Genomic DNA, 21,012 nt, shown 5'->3' on the forward strand with positions numbered 1-21,012 from the left:
GGGTGGCTTCAGGTGGCCGCGGTCAGTTCACGTGGGCGCGCCAGTCGTCCGGGACGCGGCCGGCCGGGCCAGGGGCCGGCTGGTCGGCCGGGTGGGAGGCCGGCGGGGCGAGCGCCGGGCCGGTCTCCGTCATCTCCTGCGTGTGGTAGTTCCAGAACCACTCCTCGCCCGGCTCGAAGCTGCGGATCACCGGGTGCCCGGTGGCCTTGAAGTGGGCGGTGGCGTGCTGGGCGGGCGAGCTGTCGCAGCAGCCGATGTGGCCGCACTCGGCGCACCGGCGCAGGTGCACCCACCAGCCGCCGGCCGCGTCGCACTCGGCGCAGCCGGTGCCCGACGGGGCGGCGGACGGGTCGATACCAGGGGTCGTCGTCATGACTGCTCCTTGGGTAGTTCGAGCGGCAGGCGGACCAGGAAGCGGGTGTCACCGGGGACGGAGACCGCCTGGAGGTCGCCGTGGTGCTTGTTGACCACGATCCGCCAGGAGATGTCCAGGCCGAGTCCGGTGCCCTCGCCCACCGGCTTGGTGGTGAAGAACGGCTCGAAGATCCGCTCCCTGACCTCGGGGGTCATGCCCGGGCCGGTATCGCGGAACTCGACCAGCAGCTGGTCGTGGTCGCGGGCGGTGCGGATCGTCAGCGTGCCCTTGCCGCCCATGGCGGAGACCGCGTTGTCGATGAGGTTGGTCCACACCTGGTTGAGCTCGCCCGGGTAGGCGGGGATCCGCGGCAGCGAGCGGTCGAACTCCTTGACCACCTTCACCTCGGGTCCGATCTTGGCCCCGAGCATCTGCAGGGTGCTGATCAGCAGCTCGTGCACGTCGACCACCTGGAACGGGGCCCGGTCGAGCTGCGAGTACTGCTTGGCGGCGCCGACGAGGGTGGAGACCCGGGCGACGGAGTCCTGGATCTCGTTCATCAGCAGCTCGGTCTCCACGGTGTAGTTCAGCCACCGCACCGCGCCTTCAAGGGTGGACTCGTCCACCACCTCGGCGACCCGTTCGAGCCAGTCGACGTCGAGCCCGGCCTGGACGAACACCGGCGCGATGTCCCAGCCGCCCTCCAGGCCGTGGTCGTCGAGCCAGTCCGCGACCTCGTCCTCCCGGTCGGAGGTCTCCAGCGGGGTCAGGTCCGGCGCCTTGGCCGCCTGCTCCACCGCCTCCTCCTGGAGGCCGACCAGCACCGGGAGCGTCTGCGCGTGCAGCGATCCCGACGCGATCATGGCGAGCTTGTGCCGCATCCCGGCCACCCGCTCGCGCAGCGTGGCGGTGGCCCGCAGCGCCGCGGCGGCCGGGTTGTTCAGCTCGTGCGTCAGTCCCGCGGACAGCTGGCCGAGCGCGAGCAGCCGTTCGCGCTGCCCGACGGCCTGCTTGGTGGACTGGTTGCCGAAGAACAGCCCCTCCAGCATGTGCACGGCCATCGGGAACCAGTCGCGCATCATGGACGCGAAGTTGTCCGCGGACAGGACGTAGAACCGGGACGGCTCGGTGACCCGCAGCGAGCCGTTGTAGTTCTGCGGGACCCGGTCGCCCAGGTAGGACTGGAAGGCGCCGGCGTAGACCCCGCGGTCGGAGGTCCGGCTGACCTCGACGTCGTCGGCCCCGACCCGCCGGGAGAGCACCACGGAGCCTTCGAGCAGGACGTAGAAGCAGGTGGCGGGCTCGCCCTCGTCGTAGACCTGGCCGACGTCGAAGTTCTCCACCCGGCCCTTCTCGCACAGCCAGGCCAGCTGGTCCTCGGTCAGCTTCTCGAACAGGAAGAGCGTCCGCAGCTCGTCCACGCTGCACGGCCGCGGCGCGTTCACAGCCGCTCCAGGTAGCGGTGCACCAGCATGACGGCCATCGCGCCCTCGCCCACCGCGGAGGCCACCCGTTTCGCGGACTCCGCCCGCGCGTCTCCTGCCACGAACACTCCCGGCACGCTCGTCTCCAGGTGGTAAGGGGCCCGCTCCAGCGGCCAGCCGGCCGGCCGCTCGCCCGGTGGCGCGAGGTCGGGGCCGGCCGGTACGAAGCCCTTCTCGTCGCGTACCACCGCCCCGTCCAGCCAGTCGGTGAGCGGCGCGGCGCCGATGAACACGAACAGCCACTGCGCGTCGACCAGTTCGCTGTGGCCGGTCGCGCGGTCGTGCAGGGTCAGCTGCTCCAGGTGGTCGCTGCCGTGCGCTGCGGCGACCTCGGTGTTGGTGCGTACGTTCACCGAGGGCAGTGCGGCGATCTGCTCGATGAGGTAGTGCGACATCGAGGAGGTCAGCGAGTCGCCGCGGACCAGGATGGTCACCGACTTGGCGCCCCTGGCCAGGTAGACCGCGGCCTGGCCGGCGGAGTTCGCGCCGCCCACGATGTAGATGTCCTGGCCCTGGCAGCCGGCCGCCTCGGTGAGCGCGGAGCCGTAGAAGACCCCGCGGCCGGTGAACTCCGACACGCCGGGCACGTCGAGCTGCCGGTAGGACACGCCGGTGGCCAGGATGACGGTGTGCGCGGCCACCGCGGACCCGTCGGCGAACCTGACCTTGCGGGCCGAGCCGTGCACCTCCAGCTCCACCACCTCGCAGGCGGTGAGGATCTCGGCGCCGAACCGGGTGGCCTGGCGGCGGGCCCGGCCGGTCAGCTGGCCGCCGGAGACCCCGTCGGGGAAGCCGAGGTAGTTCTCGATCCGGGAGCTCTGCCCGGCCTGGCCGCCGGTCGCCAGCCGCTCCACCAGCACGGTGCGCAGGCCCTCGGAGGCGCCGTAGACCGCCGCGCCGAGGCCGGCCGGGCCGCCGCCGATCACCACCAGGTCGTAGAACCGCTCGGACGGCGCGGTGGCCAGGCCGACGCTGTCGGCGAGGTCCAGGTCCGTCGGCTCGACCAGCACCGCGCCCTCGGGGGTGATCACCACCGGCAGCCTGACGCCGTCCTGCTCGGCGGCGGCGAGCAGCCCCACGCCCTCGGGCTCGTCGTGGGTGTACCAGCGGTAGGGCACCTGGTTGCGGGCCAGGAACTCCCGCACGCCCGACGAGCGGGCCGACCAGCGGTGCCCGACCACCTTTGTCTCGGCCACCGGCCGGTAGTCGGAGGCGAGCCAGGCGTCGAGCAGCTCGTCCACCACCGGGTAGAGCTTCTCCTCCGGCGGGTCCCAGGGCTTGAGCAGGTAGTGGTCCAGGTCCACCACGTTGATCGCGTCGATGGCCGCGCCGGTGTCCGCGTAGGCGGTCAGCAGCACCCGGCGGGCGCCGGGGTAGATGTCCATCGCCTTCTCGAGGAACTCGATGCCGTTCATCGCGGGCATCCGGTAGTCGGCCAGGATCACCGCCACCCGATCCCCCCGCAGCCGCATCTCGCGCAGTGCCTCCAGGGCCGACTGCCCCGACTCGGCCCGCACGATCCGGTGGGTACCGCCGTAGCGCCGCCGCAGGTCGCGTGCCACCGCACGCGAGACCGCGGGATCGTCGTCAACGGTCACGATCACTGTTCGTGTCGCGCCGCCGGGCTCTGTCCCCGTCGTCATCCCGGCCCCCTTCATGGCAAATCCCGTCGTGTCTCCACGGGTGTTCCATCCTAGGTAACCGGTGCACTCGCCGCAGCTTCAATGATCAGCGGTCCGGCACCCGTGGTGCTCAGGGGGCGTTCAGGCCGCCGTCGGGGTGCCGGACACCGGCCGACCAGCGCTCGTGCAGGAACTTCACCGGCGGGTGCTTCGCGGCCTGCGCCTCGTCCAGGTCCACGCCCCAGCCGGGGGCGTCCGACGGTGCCAGGTGGCCTTCGCGCACCACCGGGGTGCCGGGGAAGACCTCGTGGGTGGCCTCGTTGTAGGTGTGTGACTCCTGGTAGCCGAAGGCGGGGGTGGAGACGTCCACGGCGAGGTTGGCCGCGACGCCGACCGGGGAGATGTCGCCGGGCGAGTGGAACGCGGTGCGCACGCCGAGCAGTTCGGCGAGCGCGACCAGCTTGCGGGTCGGGGTGAGGCCGCCGACGGCGGAGGTGTGCAGCCGCAGCAGGTCGACGCCGCCGTCCCGGATCAGCCGTACCGCGTCGGTCACCGAGCCGGTCTGCTCCCCCACCGCGATCGGCACCGGCGAGGCGGACCGCACCTCGGGCAGCCGGTCGTAGTGCTCGGGCGCGATGACGTCCTCCAGGAAGGACAGCCGGTAGGGCTCCAGGGAGCGGGCCAGCACGACGGCCTGCTTGGGGGTGAGCCTGCTGTGCACGTCGTGCATCAGGCTGACCTCCTCGCCGAGCCGCTGCCTGGCCGCCTCGAACAGCTGCGGGGTGGCCCGCAGGTACTGGGCCACGTCCCAGCCGTCGGGGTGCGGCGAGCGCGGGTAGCCGCCGCGGGTGCCGGGAGCGCCGTACGTGCCCAGGCCCGGTCCGCCGACCTGGAGGCGGACGTGCCGGTAGCCGGCTTCGAGCAGCTCCTCAGCGCGGTCCAGGGTCTCCGCGACGGTGCCGCCGGCCGCGTGCGAGTAGACCTCGACCGCGGCGCGGCTGCGGCCGCCGAGCAGCTCGTAGACCGGCATCCCGGCCCGCTTGCCCGCGATGTCCCACAGTGCCTGGTCCACCCCGGACAGGGCGTTGTTCAGCACCGGTCCGCCGCGCCAGTACGAGGAGTAGTGCACCAGCCGGGTGATGTCCTCGATGTCGGCCGGATGCCGTCCGACCACCAGCGGCCCGACGTGCTCGTCCACGGCGGCGGCCACGGCGGTGTAGCGCTGGGTGAAGGTGGCGCAGCCCAGCCCGTACAGGCCGGGTTCCGAGGTGTCCACCTTCACCACCACCAGCGGCATGCCCTCCGGGGCCGTCACGATCGCCCGCACGCCGGTGACCCGCAGGCCGTCCCTGGCCGGCCACGGCGGGGCGGCCTGCGGCAGCGCTCCGGAGTCGTCGAGCAGGCGGTCGGGGCCGGATCCGGTCATGAGAACTCCCCTGGTCATGGCGCGCATCGCTGCGGCGGGCGGCGGTCCGGCCAGTCAAGCACAGCGCCCGGCGGCGGGACGGCGCCGGTCCCACCGGACGCCGTCCCGCCGTGTGCCCGAAGGCAGCAGGGTGTCAGGAGGTCAGGGGCTCAGAGGCTCAGGGGCTCAGGGGCTCAGGGCAGGTTGGCGATCCACTGCTGGTTGGCGCCGCCGTTGCAGGTCCAGATCTCCAGTTGGGTGCCGTTGGCGGTGTTGGAGGCGGGGTCGTCGAGGCACTTGCCGGTGGCCGGGTTGATCAGCGCGCCCAGGGTGGGCTGCCACTGCTGGTTGCCGCCGCCGTTGCAGTCCCACAGCTCGACCAGGGTGCCGTCGGTGCTGCCGGCGCCGGTGATGTCCATGCACTTGCCGTTCAGCCGGATCGTCTTGTCGGACTGGACGGTCCAGTTCTGCGCGCCGGTGCCGTTGCAGTCCCACATCTGCACTTTGGTGCCGTTGGCGGCCGACCCCGTGTCGTCGTCCACGCACTTGGCGGTGTCGGCGGTGGCGACGATCGGGCCGGTGGTGGAGCCGCCGGAGCCGACCGGGGTGACGCTGAGGTTGTCGAACTGGTCGGTCTGGTAGCCGGCGGTGCCGAGCCCGACCATGCCGGTGCTGTACGTGGAGTCGGTGGCGCTGCCCACCGTGCGGCCGTCGACGGCCGCGGTGAGGGTGTGGCCGTCGGCGGTCAGCGCCAGATGGTGCCAGCTGCCGGTGCCGAGCGCGGTGGTGCTGCCGCCGGCCAGGGTGGTCAGGGTGTGGCCGGTGTTGTTGCGGACGATCGACCAGCCGCCGGTGTCGGAGACCTGGAGGTAGTAGGCGTTGATGCCGGCCGGGCCGAAGGCGTGCTGCGTGCCGACCCGGGCCATCAGCTGCACCGAGCCCGGCTTCTGCAGCAGGGCGTCGGCGGCGACCGTGTAGTTGGTCCAGTTCAGGCTGCCGCCGATGGTGTAGGGGGTGGAGTCGCCGTCCCACTCGATCGGCTTGACCGCGGACTGCTGGCCGACGCAGCGGCCGGACCGGCCGCCGGCGCAGGGGCCGACCTCGAACGCGCCCTGCTGCTGTGAGAGGTAGCGGGGCTGCTGGCCGGGGGTGCCGCTGTCGAAGGTGTCGCTGTAGGGCAGCGGCAGGGTGCTCTGCGCCGGGCTGGTCGCCGTGCCCTTGCCCTGGCCGCCGGTCGTGGTGAGCGTGTAGACGTAGCCGGGCTGCACGGTCAGCGAGTAGGAGCCGCCGGACGGGCTGATGGACGGCTGCTGGACGAACTGGTTCGCGGTGCTGCCGGAGTCGACGTCGGTCGCCCAGACGTGGACGGCGCCGGCCGACAGGCCGCCGGACACCTTCACGTTGACGGTCTGCGGGGCGGTGGCGGTGGTGGTCTCGATGATCGTGGAGTAGTCGGAGTTGTTCGTGGACTTCAGGGTGACGTAGCTGCCATTGGACTCCGCGCCGCCGAGGTATCCGGAGCCGGTGTCGACGAACTTCCAGCCGGGCGAGGTGAACTGGGTGATCTGCGCGGTGGCCCACAGGCTCCGGCCGACCCCGTAGGCGCCGGAGGACGGCTGGTTGGCGAGGACCAGCCCGTCGGTGGCGTAGGGCAGGTTGGGGTAGACGGCCGCGACCACCGGCCAGTTGATGTACGCGGTGAAGTGCGCGTCGAGGTAGCCGCGGGTGAAGGACCTGATCAGCGCGGGGGCGCCGGAGTTGAGGTCCTGGGAGCCGTTCTCGCTCGCCCACAGCGGTTTGCCGGTGCCGGTGGCGGTCGCGTTGCCCGGGCAGGTGTCGGCGTTGCCGCCGTCGCCTCCGGCGCAGGGGTAGTGCACCCCGATGACCGACACCGCGTCGGCGAACGTCGGGTTGGCGGCGACGTCACCCGCGACGGACCAGTCGCTGTCGGCGCCGACGATCTTCACCGCGCCGTAGCCGTCGGCGTCCAGCGTCGAGCGCAGTTGCTCGTACCAGGCGACGTTGTAGCCGCGCTCGTTCCAGCCGCCGAGGTAGTCGATGCTCAGGCCGTGCGACTTGGCGCAGCCGAGCCAGTTCACCAGGTAGTTGACGGTGTCGGTGGACCAGAAGTTGCCGCCGCCGATCCAGCCGGGGGCGCCCCAGGCCAGGCCGTAGAGCTTGATGCCGGGGTTGAGCGCCTTGGCCTTCTGCATCAGCCACCACTCGTAGCCGGTGGTGCAGTCCACGGCGGACGCGGTGTGCATGTGGCTGGACTCGGAGCCGTCGGTGGAGTTGGTGTCGCCGCCGATCTCCACCTTCAGGATCTGCAGGTCGGCGCCGTAGCCGGGCTTGAAGAGGTAGTCCAGGATCTGCGACTGCTGGGCGGCGGGGTAGTCGGTGAGCAGCCGGGTGTTGCCGCCGCCTCCGCTGATCGCCCCGATGCCGTCGAAGGTGCGTCCCGCGCTCGTCCCGTCGACCGCGATGGTGGTCGGGCCGGCGGCGCCGGCCCGGGAGGTCCCGACGCCCAGCGACAGGCTGAGCGACACCAGCAGCGCCACCAGGACGAAGACCGCCGGACGGCGAAGTGGTCTGCGCAGTAAGGGAGTCGGGGAGGTCACGGCGGTCGTCATGGGGGTTCCTTCCATGGCGCGGTGGGGGCGGCGGCTCATCAGGAAAGATCAGAAGCGAACAAATTCGATCGCAACGGCTCATGAGACCGCGCTGTCGGCGGCCCGTCAAGACACCGCGCAAGCCGGAGCCGAAGACTTCCGCGGGTTGCCCCGGGCGGCCGGACCGGGCTTTGCCCGCTCTTTACAACCCGGTCGGAGGGCGCGTCGTCTCTGCTCCTGATTCCTCGTGACGCACAGCCGGTGACGCTCGCTCGGGAGCCCGGCGGCCGGGGGAAGGAAGAGAGGCAGCAATGCGCGCAAGTTCACTCGCCGTCGGTGCCGCGGCCGTCGCCGTGGCCGCACTCGGAGCGGTTCCCGCGACAGCAGCCACACCTGACCGCGCGTCGAGCACGCCGATGTGCGCCACCTCGCAGCTCGGCGCCTCGCTGGCCGCGAGCGACGCGGCCGCGGGCAACCTGTACTACACGCTGGTGATCACCAACCACAGCAGCACGACCTGCCACCTCACCGGATATCCCGGGGTCTCCGTGCTCGACAGCGGCGGCAAGCAGATCGGCTCCCCCGCCGACCGGACCGCGCAGACCTACACGCAGGTGGTGCTGCGCTCCGGGGGCTCCGCGAGCGACTTCGTCCACACCGCCAACCACCTCGGCAGCTGCCAGCCCACCTCGGCGCAGATGCGGGTGTACCCGCCCGGCAACCGGGACTCGCTGGTGATACCGGCCAAGATCACCGTCTGCCACGACTTCGACATCACCCCGCTGGCCGCGGGCAGCGGCGGCAACCCGCCCGGATCGGGGCAGACCCCGACGACCGCGCCGTCGGCGACCCCGTCGCCCACCCAGAGCAGCGGCGCGCAGGTCCCGGTGGTGCCGAGCGGCGCCCCCGACACCGGCCTCGAACCGGCCGCGCACAGCTCCGACAGCCATGGCGCGGCCATCGCGGCCGGCGCCGCCGGGGGCGCGCTGCTGCTCGGCGGGATCGGCGCGGGCGCGCTGCGCCGCAGGTCGCGCTCGCAGGCTCGGGGCTGACCGTTGCCCTCGCCTACGACCACCGCGCCCGGCTCCCGTCCCGGCCCGCTCTCCCCGGCGGGCCGGGCGGGGGGCCGGCGGGCTCCGGCCGCCGTCGCCGCTCTCGCGGCGGCGGCCCTCGTAGCGCTGACCGGCTGCCAGGCCAAGGACTCCGCGTCGGCGGATCCCGGCTCGTCCGGCGGCCCGCCGGCGGCGGCCGGCACGGCGACGCCCGGGCCGACCGGCACGACGGGCCCGGCGCCGTCCTCGTCGCATCCGGTGGCGCGGTCGGTCCCGGTGCGGCTGCGGATTCCGGCGATCGGGGTGGACACCGCGGTGATCCCGCTGGGTCTGGCCGCCGACGGCAGCGTGAAGGTGCCGCCGATCGCGGCGCACTCGCCGGCCGGCTGGTACGACGGCTCACCGACGCCGGGGCAGACCGGCCCCTCGGTGATCCTCGGCCATGTCACCGTCGGGCAGTACGGCGACGGCGTCTTCCTGCACCTGTCGCGGCTCAGGAGCGGCGACCGGATCGTGGTCGGCCTCAAGGACGGCGAATCGGCCGCCTTCGCGGTGGACCGGGTGCAGACCGTGGCCAAGACGCAGTTCCCGACCGACGCCGTCTACGGGAACGTCGACCACCCCGCGCTGCGTCTCATCACATGCGGCGGCGCGCGGGCCGAGGCGGGCGGGTACCAGGACAACGTGGTCGTCTACGCCTCGCCGGCGTCCTGATCCCGTACACCGGCCGGGCGCCTCGGCGGCTGTCGCGCCCGAAACCGGGCAGCAGACCAGTCACGTCGAGGACACCGAGCGAGGTGAGCGGCATCCGGGCCCAAGAGCGGGCGGCCTCCGAGCTGTTCGAGGCGATCTATCCGCGGCTGGCGGGCTGGTGCCGCCGGCTGGTGGACGACGACGGGACCGCGCACGAGATCGCCTCGGAGGCGTTCACCCGGCTGTGGGCGCGCTGGACCAAGGTCGACGAGCCCACCGGGTTCCTTTATGTCACCGCGGCCAACCTGGTCCGCGACCACTGGCGCAAAATGGAGCGCGAGCGGCGGGCGCTGCGCCGGGTCACCACGGAGGAGATCGTGAAGCCACAAGCGGAGGCGGGTGATCCGTCCGTGCGCATGCTCGTCCAGTCGCTGCCCGAGCGGATGCGCGCTCCCGCCCTGCTGCACTACTACGCCGACCTGCCGATCCGCGAGGTCGCCGCGCTGCTCGGCCGTCCGGAGGGCACCGTCAAGTCCGACTTGCACGCGGCCAGGGAACTGCTGCGCGCCAGGCTCGGGGGGCAGCATGACCGGATCGCCTGAGGACGGCATGGAGGGCATCGGCGGCACGGACGACGCGGGCGGCGGCCCCGATCCGCTGGAGACGCTGCTGCGCCCGGCCACCGAGTTCCTGCCGGCGCCCTCCGGCGCCTTCGAACGGATCAGGCGCCGGGCGGCCCGCCGCCGCCGGGTCCGGGCCGCGGCCGGCGGCAGCCTCGCCGTCGCCGTGCTCGCCGGGTCCTTCTACCTGGTGGGATCGGTCAGGTCGGACGACTCGCACCCGGTGGAGACTCCCCCGTTCAGCACCTCTCGGGTGACGACCGTGCCCTCGCCGACCCCGTCGGACACCGCCACCGGCACCAGGACCGGGAAGCCGACGCAGCGGCCGCCCGTCCCGCCGCCCACCGGCCCGGCCTCGCACGCGCCGGACCCGACCACCACCGGCGCGAGTCCGAGCAGCACGCCCACCTCGACCCCGACCACCCCCGCCGGCACCCCGATGTGCGCGACCTCGCAGCTGACCGCCTCGCTCGGCGGCAGCGACGCCGGCGCGGGCAACCTGTACCGGTACCTGGTGATCACCAACCACAGCGGCACCGCCTGCCATCTGACCGGCTACCCGGGCCTGTCGATGCTGGACGGCGGCGGCAAGCAGATCGGCCGGCCGGCCACCCGCCAGCCGATGGGCTACCAGCCGGTCGTACTGGCACCGGGGGCGTCTGCCAGCGACACCATCCACACCACCAACCACATGGGTACCTGCCTGCCCGAGTCCACCGAGCTGCGGATCTACCCGCCGGGCAACCTGGACCCGCTGGTGATCAGCGGCCAGGTCACCGACTGCGGCGACCTGTTCAGCGTCACCCCGTTCCTGAAGGGCAGCACCGGCAACCCGCCGGCCTGACCGGGGGCCGCCCGGCCGGTCAGTCCTGCCACAGGGCGGTCACCCGGCCGGCGAAGGCGATCCCCTGGGCGTGCCCGGCGCGGGCGACGGCGGGGCGGCGGCGGGCGTCCAGCGGATTGCGGCCGAAGGCCCGGCGGGCCGCCCGGTCCGGGACGAGCAGCGCGGTACGGGTGCCCGAACGCTCCAGTGCCCGGGCCTCGTCGGCCGCCTTCGGGCCGGGCCCGGGCACGTTGGGGATCGGCGCGAGGACGACGGCCCGCTCGCAGCCCTGCGCGAGGCCCGCGTTGACACTGGAGCGGACGCCGCCGTCGATCCAGCGGGTGCCGGCGGCGGTGATCGGCGGCCAGATGCCCGGCACGGCGCAGGAGGCGGCCACCGCGAGCGGCAGGCCGGTGCCGGAGGCCGCGTCGAAGGCGGTGACCTCACCGGTGGCCGTGTCCACGGCGGCCACCAGCAGCGGGCGGCGCGGCCAGTCCCGTACCGGCAGCAGCTTCCCGATCGCCTCGTGCACCTCGTCCTCGGTGACGGTACGGGCGGCGAGCGCGAACCGGCCGAGGCGGCGGGCGGAGGCCGGCGAGGACCGGGCGCCGAGGGCGGCCAGCAGGTAACGGGCCGTGGTGGCAAGGGAGATGTGCAGGTCCAGGGGGTCTGGCCGGCCGCTCGTCTCCTCCTCGTAGAGGACGTCGAGCGTGGTGCCGGCCGCGATCCGGGCGCCGGTGACCGAGCCCGCCGAGGTCCCCACCACGAGCCCGGCCTCCGACAGGTCGCAGCCCGCGTCGGCGAGCCCCTTGAGCACACCGATCTCCCAGGCCGCCGCGGTGAATCCGCCGCCGCCGATGACCAGAGCCGTTCCCCGCATGCCGTCTCCCCCAGGTAGCCGCCCGCTCGCCGGCGCACGGACTCCGCCATGAAACGGGGAGTAGTCCCCGTTTTCTCTGAGGCCGACGGTAGCACCGGCGCGCGGCGGTGGTCCACGCGGGACGGGTCAGCCGGCGGCCCCCGGGCCGCCGAGCCGGACCGGCAGCCGGGCCAGCCCGCGCAGCATCGTGCCGGTGCGCCAGGTCAGCGCGTCCGGGTCGGCCGCGAAGCCGAGCACGGGGCGGCGTTCGAGCAGGATCCGCAGCGCGACGGCGGCCTCGGCGCGGGCCAGCGGGGCGCCCAGGCAGTGGTGGATGCCGTGCCCGAAGCCGAGGTGGCCGCGGGCCTCGCGCCGGACGTCGAAGAGGTCGGGCTTCGGGAAGTGCCCGGGGTCGCGCGAGGCCGCGGCCAGCGAGATCTGCACGGAGTCGCCCGCGGGCACGGCGGTGCCGCCGATCTCCAGCGGTTCGGCGGCGAACCGGAACGCGGCCGCGGCCACCGGGCTGTTGAACCGCAGCGACTCCTCGACGGCGCCCTCGATCAGGGCCGGATCGGCGCGCACCAGGTCGAGTTGGCCGGGGTGGCGGAGCAGGCTGTGCAGGGTCGCGGAGATCAGGTTCACGGTCGTCTCATGGCCGGCGACCAGCAGCAGGAAGGCCATGCCGAGCAGCTCCTCGGCGGACAGCACGCCCTCGCCCGCGGCGGACGTCCCGACCAGGGCGCTCATCAGGTCGTCCGCGGGCTCGGCGCGCCGGCTCGCGATGAAGGCGGCGAGATACCCGGTCATCGCGGTCGCCGCGCCGGCCGCGGCCTGCGGCGAGGTGGGCGTGACGAGTTCGGTCGACCACGCGTGGAAGTCGGCGTGGTCGGACTCGGGCACGCCGAGCATCGCGCAGATCACCGTGATGGGCAGCGGCAGCGCGTACTCCTGCACCAGGTCCGCCTCGCCGTCGGCCGGCAGCGCGTCCACCAGGGCGCCGGCCACCGACTCGATGTACGGGCGCATGTCGGCTATCCGGCCGCCGGTGAACTCGCGGGCCACCAGGGCGCGCAGCCGGGTGTGCTCGGGCGGGTCGGCCTGCAGCATGTTGCGGCCGATCGCGTAGCCGCCGTCGTCGGTCGAGGACGAGGAGTACCGCACGTCGGTGCTCAGCCGGGCGTCGGTCAGCGCGGCCCGTGCCTCGTCGCGGGCAACGACCAGCCACACCTCGCCGGTGCCGGGCACCGTGATCCGGTGCACGGGACCGCGGTCGCGCAGCGCGGCGTAGAGCGGGTAGGGGTCCTCGTCGATGTCGAGCCCGGCGGGGGCCAGTTCGCGGAGCGTGGGTGCCGGCAAGGCGATACCTCCTGGAAGGAAACGGGGAGTAGTCCCCGTTTGGTGCAACCTAGCAGGGCGGGTGGCCGCCCCCGTCGGGTACGGTGCCCGAATGGAGAGCGGCAAAGCGCGGCAGCCGTCCGCCGAGGAGCCGCGGCCCCGGCGGCGGGACGCGGCGCGCAACCGGGAGCTGCTGGTCGCGGCGGCGCACGCGGTCTACGCCGAGCAGGGCGTGGAGGCGCCGCTCGATGTGATCGCACGGCGGGCCGGGGTCGGCAACGCCACCCTCTACCGGCACTTCCCGACCAGGGGGGCGCTGGTGGAGGAGATCTTCCGCGAGCCGCTGGAGCGGGTACGGGAGGCGGGCGAGGCGGCCAGGGAGTCCGAGCAGCCGTGGCCGGGCCTCGCCTCCTACCTCGACCGGGTCTTCACGATGCTCGCCGGCGACCGCGGCGCCAACGACCTGATGACCACCGGGCTGCCGGGGGTGCCGTCGCTGGAGGCGCTGCACACCCACAACCGCGACACGGTGACCGGCCTGCTGCGCCGGGCGCAGCGGGAGGGCACGGTGCGGGCCGACGTGGAGCCGGCCGACCTGCTGCTCGCGCTGCTCGCACTGGGCCGGGTGGTGCCCGCGCTCGCGGCGGTGGCGCCGGGCGGCTGGCGCAGGCCGCTGGCGCTGCTGCTCGACGGCTTCCTGGCCCGACCCGCCGGCGCCGGGCTGCCCGGCCCGGCGCTGACGGAGCCGGAGTTCGGCGCGGTGCTCGCGGACTTCCGGCCCTGACGCCGGCGTACAACCGTCCCGCTACCCGGGTCCGGGCATGTCGTGGGACGGTCTGAGAGCTCTGATCCGCGCGCTCGAAAACGCCCGCGACACCCTGCCGAGCAGCTACCGGAAGGGCCTGACCACCCAGGCGACGTCCTACCAGGGGCTGACGGTGAGCGCCGTCGCGGCGTTCAGCACGGCCGCGGCCGAACTCGCCGACGCCGACGGCCACTACGGGTCGAACCCGGCCGAACCGTGGGCCCGATCCCCTCGCCTCGTCCACGCCCTCGCCGGCCCTCGGCAAGGGGTCGAGGCGCCCAGCATCTCGGCGGACGGACCGAGCCTGCCGGCGTGTGCGCTCGGTCCTGCCGCCGGCGCTGACCACCGCCGTGCAGCGGGCCCGCACGCCGGATCGCGGTGCCTTCACGCAGGCGCCGCAAACGCGGGTGCGTCCCTGGTCGGCCGGTCTGGACGCGCCGGACGCGGACAAGGTCGCCGTCGGGCGCGGCCGGGCGCTGCGCAAGGCGTTCAAGGAGAAGTGACGGCACGTCGGACGGGGCGTCAGAAACGGGTTCGCGTGGTGCGGTTCCCATCCGCGCTTCACCTCGCCGGGCCCAGCCGGGCTCGGGCCGCGATCACCAGCGCGGTGATGCCGGTCTCCAGGGTCAGCCGGACGTGCGGGCGGAAGCGCGGGGAGTGGTTGCCGGGCAGCGCGGCCAGCCGCTCGGCGGCGTCCGCGCCGGCCGCCGCCCACTGCGCCGGGCCGACACAGCCCAGCATCCAGTAGCCGGTCCGGACGCCGGTCCTGCCGTGCAGGTCGCGGCCCGCGTCGCCGTAGAGCGGGAAGTCCTCGGTGGCCGTCGACGGCTGCCAGCCGGTCACCCGGTGCTCCCCCAGCGCGGCGGCGTGCGCGGCGCGCAACTCGGCGGTCAGCGCGGGCTCGTTCACCGTCGGCCCCGACCTGGACAGCTCGCGGATCTCCGGTTCGCGCGGCGCCCCGGCCGCCGCCGACTCGGCGCCGACGATCCGCCGGACGGCGGCCAGCGCCCGGTCGAGGCCGGCTGCGGAGAAGGCCCGCAGGGTGACCTCCAGGGTGGCGCGGTCGGGGATCACGTTGCCGCCGGCGCCCGCGTGCAGCGATCCGACGGTGACCACCAGCGGCTCCCCCGGCCCGGTCTCCCTGGACACGATCGTCTGTAGCCGCAGCACCACCGCCGCCGCGGTGACCACCGGATCGACGGTGAGCTGCGGCGCGCCGCCGTGGCCGCCGCGGCCGTGCAGCACCACCTCGACGGTGGCGCTGCCGGCCAGCAGCGGCCCCGCCGCGTGCGCGATCAGACCGGCCGGCAGCGGCACGGCGTGCTGCGCCAGCACCACGTCGGGCACGGGGAACCTGCGGTAGAGGCCGTCGGCGAGCATCGCCGCCGCGCCGCTGAGCGTCTCCTCGGCGGGCTGGCCGATCACCACGAGCGTGCCCCGCCACTCGTCCGCCGCCCCGGCGAGGGTGGCGGCGGCGCCGGCCGCGCAGGCCAGGTGCACATCGTGCCCGCAGGCGTGCGTCACCGGTACCGGCGCGCCGTCGGGGCCCGGCGCGGTCACGGTGCTGGCGTAGGGCAGCCCGGTGTCCTCCAGGACCGGCAGCGCGTCGAGTTCCGCCCGCAGCCACACCACCGGGCCGGGGCCGTTGCGCAGGATGCCGGCGACGCCGTGGCCGCCGATCCCCCGGGTCACCTCGCAGCCCGCGGCGGCCAGCCGGTCGGCGAACCGGTCCGCGGTGCGCGCTTCGGCGCCCGACAGCTCCGGGTGCCGGTGCAGGTCGAGGTAGAGCTCCGCGGCGCCGGCGAGGACGCCGGCCGCGACCGGTGCGGCCGTGGTCGTCAACTCGGTCTCCCTCCTGAGGCGTCGGCAGCGGCTGCGCGGTGCCGGGTCGGGTGGTGCCAGCGGGATGACAGCGGTCGGCAGCCGGATCCGCCAGCGGACGCGCGTAGAAAGGGTGCGGCGGCCCGACCGGGCCGTGCCCACCGCCGAGAAGGAGTCACCTCATGGCCGACATCTCCAAGCTGGACACGCCGCTCGCCTCGCTGGCCCAGGAGATCCTGGAGCTCGAGTCCGAGACCTTCGAGATCACCGACTACTCGGACGCCAGCGAGGTCATGCTCGGGTCGTCCACCAGCTGCTCCAGCACGAGCACCTGCTCCAGCACCACCAGCACCACCAGCTGCACGGCCTGATCGCCCGTCGGGTCCGCGCGGCCGGCTCCCCGGCCCGCGGACCCTTCGCACGTCCCGGCACGTTCCCGATCGCCGGCGCCTTGCGGAACCCCTCACGGGAACGGGTGCGGCACCCGGCGGATCTCCGCCTCCGCCAGGTCGTCGGAGCGCAGCCCGCCGCGGCGCAGCGCCGTACGCAGCCGGGGCATGGTCAGCGCGCGCTGCCGCGACCAGCCGAAGTCGATCGGCAGCAGCCCCGGCACGATCGTGCAGACCGTCCGCAGGCCCATCCGCCGCTGCTCGGGCGTCGTCTGGTCGACCACGATCACCTCGTACCCGGCGCGCTCCAGCTCGTCCCGGCACCACAGCACGTCCTCGCGCAGGTCGAGGCCGCGCGGCCGGCGGCGCTGCCAGTCGGCGTAGACCTCGGCCAGCGGCTTCACGGCGGGCGGCTCCAGGTAGCCGCGGACATGGCTCTTCATCTGCGGCAGGCCGAACAGCGCCGCGTGGTCGGGCAGCCGGCGCACCAGGCTGAAGTCGGCCGCCATGGCGGCCAGTTCGGCCGGCCGCTCGCCGACCTGCCGGGGCAGGTGCGGGAGGTAGGTGAGGATCTCGGAGACCGCCGACTCCACCGCGGTCTGCGGGTCGAAGGCGGCGCCGGCGGCGAAGGCCAGCGTGCCGGGGCCGTCGTCGCGGCGCACCGCGAGGCCGGTGACGACCGGCACCGGGAGGTCCACCCGGTTGTCGAAGACGTGCACGTCGTAGCCGCACAGCGCGGCGCGGTCGGTCATCGCGCCGATGACCGGGCTGTCGCAGGAGCCGAGGTCGATCTCGGTCAGCGCCGCGTCGCCGTACCAGCCGAGCAGGAAGGCGTCCCGTTCGATCAGCTCGAGCAGGCCGAACAGCACGGCCTCCTCCAGGCAGCTGCCGATCGCGCAGCCGTTGGAGCACTCGAAGACGAAGCCGTCGGCGCCGGTGCCCGCGCTGTAGTAGGCCAGCCGGGCCGGGACCAGCACGCTCCGGCCGTCGCGCAGCGACCAGCCCGGCACCCACGGGATCGGCCGGGCCGGGTCGAACGGGGCCAGCATCGGGTCGTCGCGGTAGGTCTGCGGGGGGTAGCTCCCGCAGGTCCGCGGGTCGAGCGCCCGGTCGCCGAGGTTGTCGTAGGAGTCGGTCAGCAGGCCGCCGGGGGTGCGGCGGTGGGTGCCCGCGTAGCGTTCGAGCCCTTCGAGGAAGGCCAGGTCGCGGCTGGCGGCGAAGGAGTTGGCCTGGCCGCTCCAGGTGACGTCGGTCAGCCCGGCGTAGCCGCGCATGAAGACGCTGCCGGCCACCGGCGCGGTGGTCGGCGAGGTGACGTCGCTCCAGGTGCCGGCGCCCAGCACCCCGCAGACCGGGTTGGCGAGCGCGGCGGCCGGCAGGTCGTACGAGGCGGGGGCGCGCAGCCGGTAGCGCCCGGCGGAGGGCTTCTCCCGCGCGGAGAGCCCGGCATCCTGGCCGGGCGCCGGGGCAGGGTGGGCCGGGTTCGGGCACAGCGGCTCTGCCAGGAGCGGGTGGCTGCGGATCAGTCCGGTCTCCAGGTCGTACCGGGTGACCTGGGGCAGCGCCGCGGCGGGCGGGCGGGCGCCGGCGGCGAGCAGCGCCTCGCACAGCGCGGCGACGGCGTCCACCGCGTAGTCGGGCAGTACCGGCCAGGCGCCCGCCGCCGCGGAGCCGAGGCCGGTCTCCAGCGCCTCGCGTTCGGTACGGGTGCGCAACCGCTGCCAGCGGACGGCCAGGCAGCAGCCGCAGGCGGGGGCGGCGTCGGGTGCGCCGCCCCAGGGTCCGACGAGCACGGCGTCGGCGGTGAGGTGCACGGTGGCCGCGGCCCGCCGTTCGGTGTCCGGTCCGGCGCCGGTGCCCAGCAGATCACGGGCGCCGAGGACGGCGACCGCGGGCGCCGCCGCGGTACGCGTGGCGAGCCGCAGCTCCAGGTCGCGTCCGGCCTGCTCAAGCGGGCCGGGTTCGGGTACGGGCAGGGGCCTCGGCGCGGTGTCCAGGGTCATGTCCGGTTGCTCCAGCGGAAGGTGCGGGCCGAGATGAGCCCGAACAGCACGGCGAAGGCGGCCAGGCCGCCGCAGTCGAGGGCGAGCGATCCGAGCCCGCCGCGTCCTGCCAGGACGTTGGTCAGGCCGTGGTCGAGGTAGCGCAGCGGCAGCAGCCAGGACATCGTCTGGATCCAGCCGGGCAGCAGGTCCGCCGGGTAGAAGGAGCCCGACAGGAAGGCCATCGGCACCATCACGCAGTTGGCGATGGCGGCGACCGCCTCGGGGGTGTCGGCGAGGCTGCCGACCACCAGGCCCATCGCCAGGAAGGCCGCCACGCCGAACACCAGCAGCGGCAGGGCCAGCGGCCAGCTGCTCGACAGGTGCAGCCCGAACATGGGCAGCAGCGCGACCGCGGTGAACAGCACGGCCTGGGCCAGGCCCACCGCGACGGCGACCGCGAACCGCGAGCCGAGCACCGTCGGCAGCGGGGTGGGCGTACGCCACACCAGGCGCAGGATGTCGTCGCGCCGCCAGTGCATCAGGGCGAACGCGGGCCCGAAGAGCGCGGCGTTGCCGACACCCCAGGACAGCACGCCGGGTGCCACGTAGTTGATGTAGGCCAGGCCGCCGTCCACCGACTGGCCGCGGAACAGCAGCCCGAACACCACGAGGAAGACCAGCGGGAAGGCGAAGGTGAAGAAGACGGTGGTCCGGTCGCGTACGGAGGCCAGGTACGCGGCCCTGGTCAGCGCGGTGTAGGCGGTCACGGGCGGTGCTCCGATCCGGTGGGCGCGATGGGGGCGGTCACGGGCGGTGCTCCGATCCGGTCAGCCGCAGATAGGCGTCTTCGAGGGTCGCGGTACGGGTCTGGATCGCGTCCATGTCGACGAACGCGCCGACCGCCACCAGCACCCGGTTGGCGGCCCGGGTCTCGATCACCACCTCGCCGTTCTCGACCAGCACCCGGTCCACGCCCTCGATGGCCCTGGCCTGGTCGGGGGTGATCCGGTCCGCCGGCACCAGCAGCCGGGCCGGCGCGGCGAGCGCGCGGATCAGCGCCCCGGGGGTGTCCAGCGCGGCCAGCCGGCCGCCGGCGATGATCGCCACCCGGTCGCACAGCGCCTCGGCCTCGTCCAGGTAGTGCGTGGTGTAGACGATGGTCCGGCCCTCGCTGCGCAGTTCGCGCAGCACCCCCCACAGCGAGCGGCGGGCCTCCGGGTCGAGGGCGGCGGTGGGCTCGTCGAGGAAGATCAGGTCCGGCTCGTGCACCAGCGCGGTGGCCAGCGCGAGGCGCTGCCGCTGGCCGCCCGACAGATCGTCCACCCGGCTGCGCTCCTTGTCGCCGAGGCCGACCAGGTCGAGCGCCCGGCGGGCGGCGGCCCTGTCGAGGCCATGCAGCGCGGCCACCGTCTCCAGGTGCTCCCATGCGGTGAGCCGGGTGAAGAACGCCGACGCCTGGGTCTGCACGCCGATCCGCCGCAGCAGCGCGATGTCGCGCGGCCAGGGGCTGCGGCCGAAGACGGACACCGTGCCGGCGTCGGCCTTGCGCATGCCCTCGACGATCTCCACCAGGGTGGTCTTGCCGGCGCCGTTCGGCCCGAGGATGCCGAAGAACTCGCCTTGGCCGACGGTCAGCGACACCCCGTCCAGCGCGTGCACTTCGCCGTAGTGCTTGGTGACGCCGTCGAGCACCACGGCGGGGCCCGAGGCGGGCTCCGCGGCGGACTTCGCCGGGGCGTGGAGTGGTTTCATGTCGCCTTTCTCCGGACGGTGTTGGGGTTCCGGACGGTGTTGGGGTGCCGGGCGGTGTTCGGGTGCCGGACGGCGTTCGGGTGCCGGGCGGCTCGCGTGCTCCGGCGGGGTCGGCGCGTCAGCCGGGGTCGCGGCCGGGGTCCCGGCGGCGCGCTCACCGCGGCGGAGTGCGGCGCGCTCCCGCAGCGCGGCGGCGCGCAGGCCCAGCAGCCGCAGGCACACCGCGGCGGCGACGAACGCTTCCGGCAGGTACGGCGTGTAGTCGCCGTAGCGGTCGGGCAGCGCCTGCCGGCACAGCAGTCCGGCCACCGCCAGCGCGGCGACGGCCATGAGTGCGCAGAGCGCCGCGTAGCCACCGTGGACCAGTCGCAGCCGGCGCGGGTACGCCCGCAGCGCGGCCTTCGCGCCGTCCCTCCGGGCGGCGGCGACCATCAGACCCGTGAAGACCCGGCTCTGCGAGGCCAGTTGGAGCGTGCCGAGGCCGTAGCCGAGCGCCTTGTAGCCGTCGAGCGGCGGCAGCGGCACCAGGTTGAGCAGCGCCATCGCGGTGCCGAGCAGCAGCAGGCCGCCGAGCGCGGGCAGCGCCTGCGCGTGGTCGGGCAGCAGCATCCGCAGGACGGCGAAGGGCAGCAGGAAGAGCAGGTTCGCCACCGCTCCGGCGGCGGCCACCGCGATCTGCCTGCCCCGCCCGGGCAGGAACTGCACGTCCTCGACCTCGCAGTACAGGTACGTCATCAGCCCGAACCGGCGGCGCAGCCCGATCTCGCCGACCCGCAGCCCGTATGCCCGCGCGACCAGGCCGTGCGCGAGTTCGTGCAGCCCGAGGCTGATCCAGAGCGCGGCGCCGACGGCGAAGAGGGTGACCGGCTGCCGGTAGAGCCGGGAGGTGTCGTCGGCGAGCGTGCCGAACGCGATCCCCTCCCCCACCAGCAGCGCGGCGCACAGCGCGAGCAGCGCGCCGACGACCGCCCGGCGGCGGGCGAAGCCGGTGGCGGCGTGCAGCCGGTCCATCAGCGCCGGGGCGTCGGCGACCATCCGGGTGGTCCCGCTCAGCAGTGACGAGCGGCCGGCGCCGGGCGTTGCGGCGTTCCCCGCCAGATGCCCGCGCCGGGCCGACACCCCGCCCGCGCCAGGCGTTCCGGCGCTCGCCGCCGCATGTCCGGGCCGGACCGACACCCCGCCCGCGCCGGGCGTTCCGGCGTTCGCCGCCGCATGCCCGGGCCGGGCCGACTCCCCGCCGGCGCCCGGCCCGGCGGAGGGCGCGGGCCTTGCGGGAGCGGGGCCGGTCACGGCGGCCGGGCCGCGCGCGGCGGTGGCCGGAGCGCCGTCGCCGGTCCCCGCCGGTCTGCCGGCCTCCGACGGCGTGGACCAGGCCAGGAGTTCACGGGCGGAGAGCACCCGCA

The 21,012-nt window shown here is 74.4% G+C and carries 18 protein-coding genes; 7 read left to right on the forward strand and 11 right to left on the reverse strand.

Annotated features, from left to right (window positions below; genetic code table 11):
• Positions 1-22 precede the first annotated feature (22 nt).
• The 5 genes from ACQPW6_RS00935 to ACQPW6_RS00955 form a co-directional block, all read right to left on the reverse strand.
• Positions 23-373 (reverse strand): UBP-type zinc finger domain-containing protein, encoded by a 351-nt coding sequence (locus tag ACQPW6_RS00935; RefSeq protein ID WP_433887557.1) that lies wholly within the window; start codon positions 371-373, stop codon positions 23-25.
• A complete protein-coding gene (locus ACQPW6_RS00940) occupies positions 370-1,800 on the reverse strand; it encodes an ATP-binding protein (protein WP_433887558.1) in 1,431 nt (476 codons plus the stop codon). The genes ACQPW6_RS00935 and ACQPW6_RS00940 overlap by 4 nt, the downstream gene beginning before the upstream one ends.
• Positions 1,797-3,482, reverse strand: coding sequence for an FAD-dependent oxidoreductase (locus tag ACQPW6_RS00945; RefSeq protein ID WP_433887559.1), 1,686 nt, complete (start codon positions 3,480-3,482; stop codon positions 1,797-1,799). The genes ACQPW6_RS00940 and ACQPW6_RS00945 overlap by 4 nt, the downstream gene beginning before the upstream one ends.
• A gap of 109 nt (positions 3,483-3,591) precedes the next feature.
• Positions 3,592-4,887, reverse strand: coding sequence for an enolase C-terminal domain-like protein (locus tag ACQPW6_RS00950; protein ID WP_433887560.1), 1,296 nt, complete (start codon positions 4,885-4,887; stop codon positions 3,592-3,594).
• A 173-nt stretch (positions 4,888-5,060) separates the two neighbouring features.
• Positions 5,061-7,496 (reverse strand): ricin-type beta-trefoil lectin domain protein, encoded by a 2,436-nt coding sequence (locus ACQPW6_RS00955; RefSeq protein ID WP_433887561.1) that lies wholly within the window; start codon positions 7,494-7,496, stop codon positions 5,061-5,063.
• Positions 7,497-7,786: 290 nt separating this feature from the next.
• Between ACQPW6_RS00955 and ACQPW6_RS00960 the strand changes: the two genes are divergently transcribed.
• From ACQPW6_RS00960 to ACQPW6_RS00975, 4 genes are all read left to right on the forward strand, one after another.
• Positions 7,787-8,527 (forward strand): DUF4232 domain-containing protein, encoded by a 741-nt coding sequence (locus ACQPW6_RS00960; protein ID WP_433887562.1) that lies wholly within the window; start codon positions 7,787-7,789, stop codon positions 8,525-8,527.
• 126 nt (positions 8,528-8,653) lie between these two features.
• On the forward strand, positions 8,654-9,241 hold the full coding sequence (locus ACQPW6_RS00965; RefSeq protein ID WP_433894382.1) for a class F sortase: 588 nt from the start codon (positions 8,654-8,656) through the stop codon (positions 9,239-9,241).
• A 92-nt stretch (positions 9,242-9,333) separates the two neighbouring features.
• Positions 9,334-9,822, forward strand: coding sequence for an RNA polymerase sigma factor (locus ACQPW6_RS00970; protein ID WP_433894383.1), 489 nt, complete (start codon positions 9,334-9,336; stop codon positions 9,820-9,822).
• Entirely contained in the window at positions 9,806-10,684 is an 879-nt protein-coding gene (locus ACQPW6_RS00975; RefSeq protein WP_433887563.1) for a DUF4232 domain-containing protein, read from the forward strand. Before ACQPW6_RS00970 ends, ACQPW6_RS00975 begins: the two co-directional genes overlap by 17 nt.
• A 19-nt stretch (positions 10,685-10,703) precedes the next feature.
• Here ACQPW6_RS00975 and ACQPW6_RS00980 read toward each other — a convergent pair whose 3' ends face one another.
• Complete coding sequence (locus ACQPW6_RS00980; protein ID WP_433887564.1) at positions 10,704-11,543, reverse strand: patatin-like phospholipase family protein; 840 nt, start codon at positions 11,541-11,543, stop codon at positions 10,704-10,706.
• 126 nt (positions 11,544-11,669) lie between these two features.
• Positions 11,670-12,878, reverse strand: coding sequence for a cytochrome P450 family protein (locus tag ACQPW6_RS00985; RefSeq protein ID WP_433887565.1), 1,209 nt, complete (start codon positions 12,876-12,878; stop codon positions 11,670-11,672).
• Between the two features lie 91 nt (positions 12,879-12,969).
• Here ACQPW6_RS00985 and ACQPW6_RS00990 point away from each other — a divergent pair, with 91 nt between their 5' ends.
• Together ACQPW6_RS00990 and ACQPW6_RS00995 are read left to right on the forward strand one after the other, a co-directional pair.
• Positions 12,970-13,641 carry a TetR/AcrR family transcriptional regulator gene (locus tag ACQPW6_RS00990; RefSeq protein WP_433887566.1) on the forward strand — a complete coding sequence of 224 codons (672 nt, stop codon included), beginning with the start codon at positions 12,970-12,972 and terminating at the stop codon, positions 13,639-13,641.
• 335 nt (positions 13,642-13,976) lie between these two features.
• On the forward strand, positions 13,977-14,165 hold the full coding sequence (locus ACQPW6_RS00995; RefSeq protein WP_433887567.1) for a hypothetical protein: 189 nt from the start codon (positions 13,977-13,979) through the stop codon (positions 14,163-14,165).
• 58 nt (positions 14,166-14,223) lie between these two features.
• Here ACQPW6_RS00995 and ACQPW6_RS01000 read toward each other — a convergent pair whose 3' ends face one another.
• Complete coding sequence (locus tag ACQPW6_RS01000) at positions 14,224-15,504, reverse strand: amidohydrolase (protein WP_433887568.1); 1,281 nt, start codon at positions 15,502-15,504, stop codon at positions 14,224-14,226.
• Positions 15,505-15,665: 161 nt separating this feature from the next.
• Here ACQPW6_RS01000 and ACQPW6_RS01005 point away from each other — a divergent pair, with 161 nt between their 5' ends.
• A complete protein-coding gene (locus ACQPW6_RS01005; protein WP_093711265.1) occupies positions 15,666-15,854 on the forward strand; it encodes a thiazolylpeptide-type bacteriocin in 189 nt (62 codons plus the stop codon).
• Between the two features lie 92 nt (positions 15,855-15,946).
• On the opposite strand, the gene ACQPW6_RS01010 is transcribed toward ACQPW6_RS01005, so the two are convergent.
• From ACQPW6_RS01010 to ACQPW6_RS01020, 3 genes are read right to left on the reverse strand one after another with little or no spacing between them, the layout of a single operon-like run.
• Complete coding sequence (locus ACQPW6_RS01010) at positions 15,947-17,875, reverse strand: TOMM precursor leader peptide-binding protein (protein ID WP_433887569.1); 1,929 nt, start codon at positions 17,873-17,875, stop codon at positions 15,947-15,949.
• Complete coding sequence (locus ACQPW6_RS01015) at positions 17,872-18,624, reverse strand: ABC transporter permease (protein WP_433887570.1); 753 nt, start codon at positions 18,622-18,624, stop codon at positions 17,872-17,874. The genes ACQPW6_RS01010 and ACQPW6_RS01015 overlap by 4 nt, the downstream gene beginning before the upstream one ends.
• 37 nt (positions 18,625-18,661) lie before the next feature.
• Positions 18,662-19,609: an ABC transporter ATP-binding protein gene (locus ACQPW6_RS01020; protein ID WP_433894384.1), complete on the reverse strand. Its 948-nt coding sequence runs from the start codon at positions 19,607-19,609 to the stop codon at positions 18,662-18,664.
• Between the last annotated feature and the right edge of the window lie 1,403 nt (positions 19,610-21,012).

Origin of the sequence: Streptomyces sp. CA-111067, assembly GCF_050956065.1 — a bacterium.
GTDB lineage: Bacteria > Actinomycetota > Actinomycetes > Streptomycetales > Streptomycetaceae > Actinacidiphila.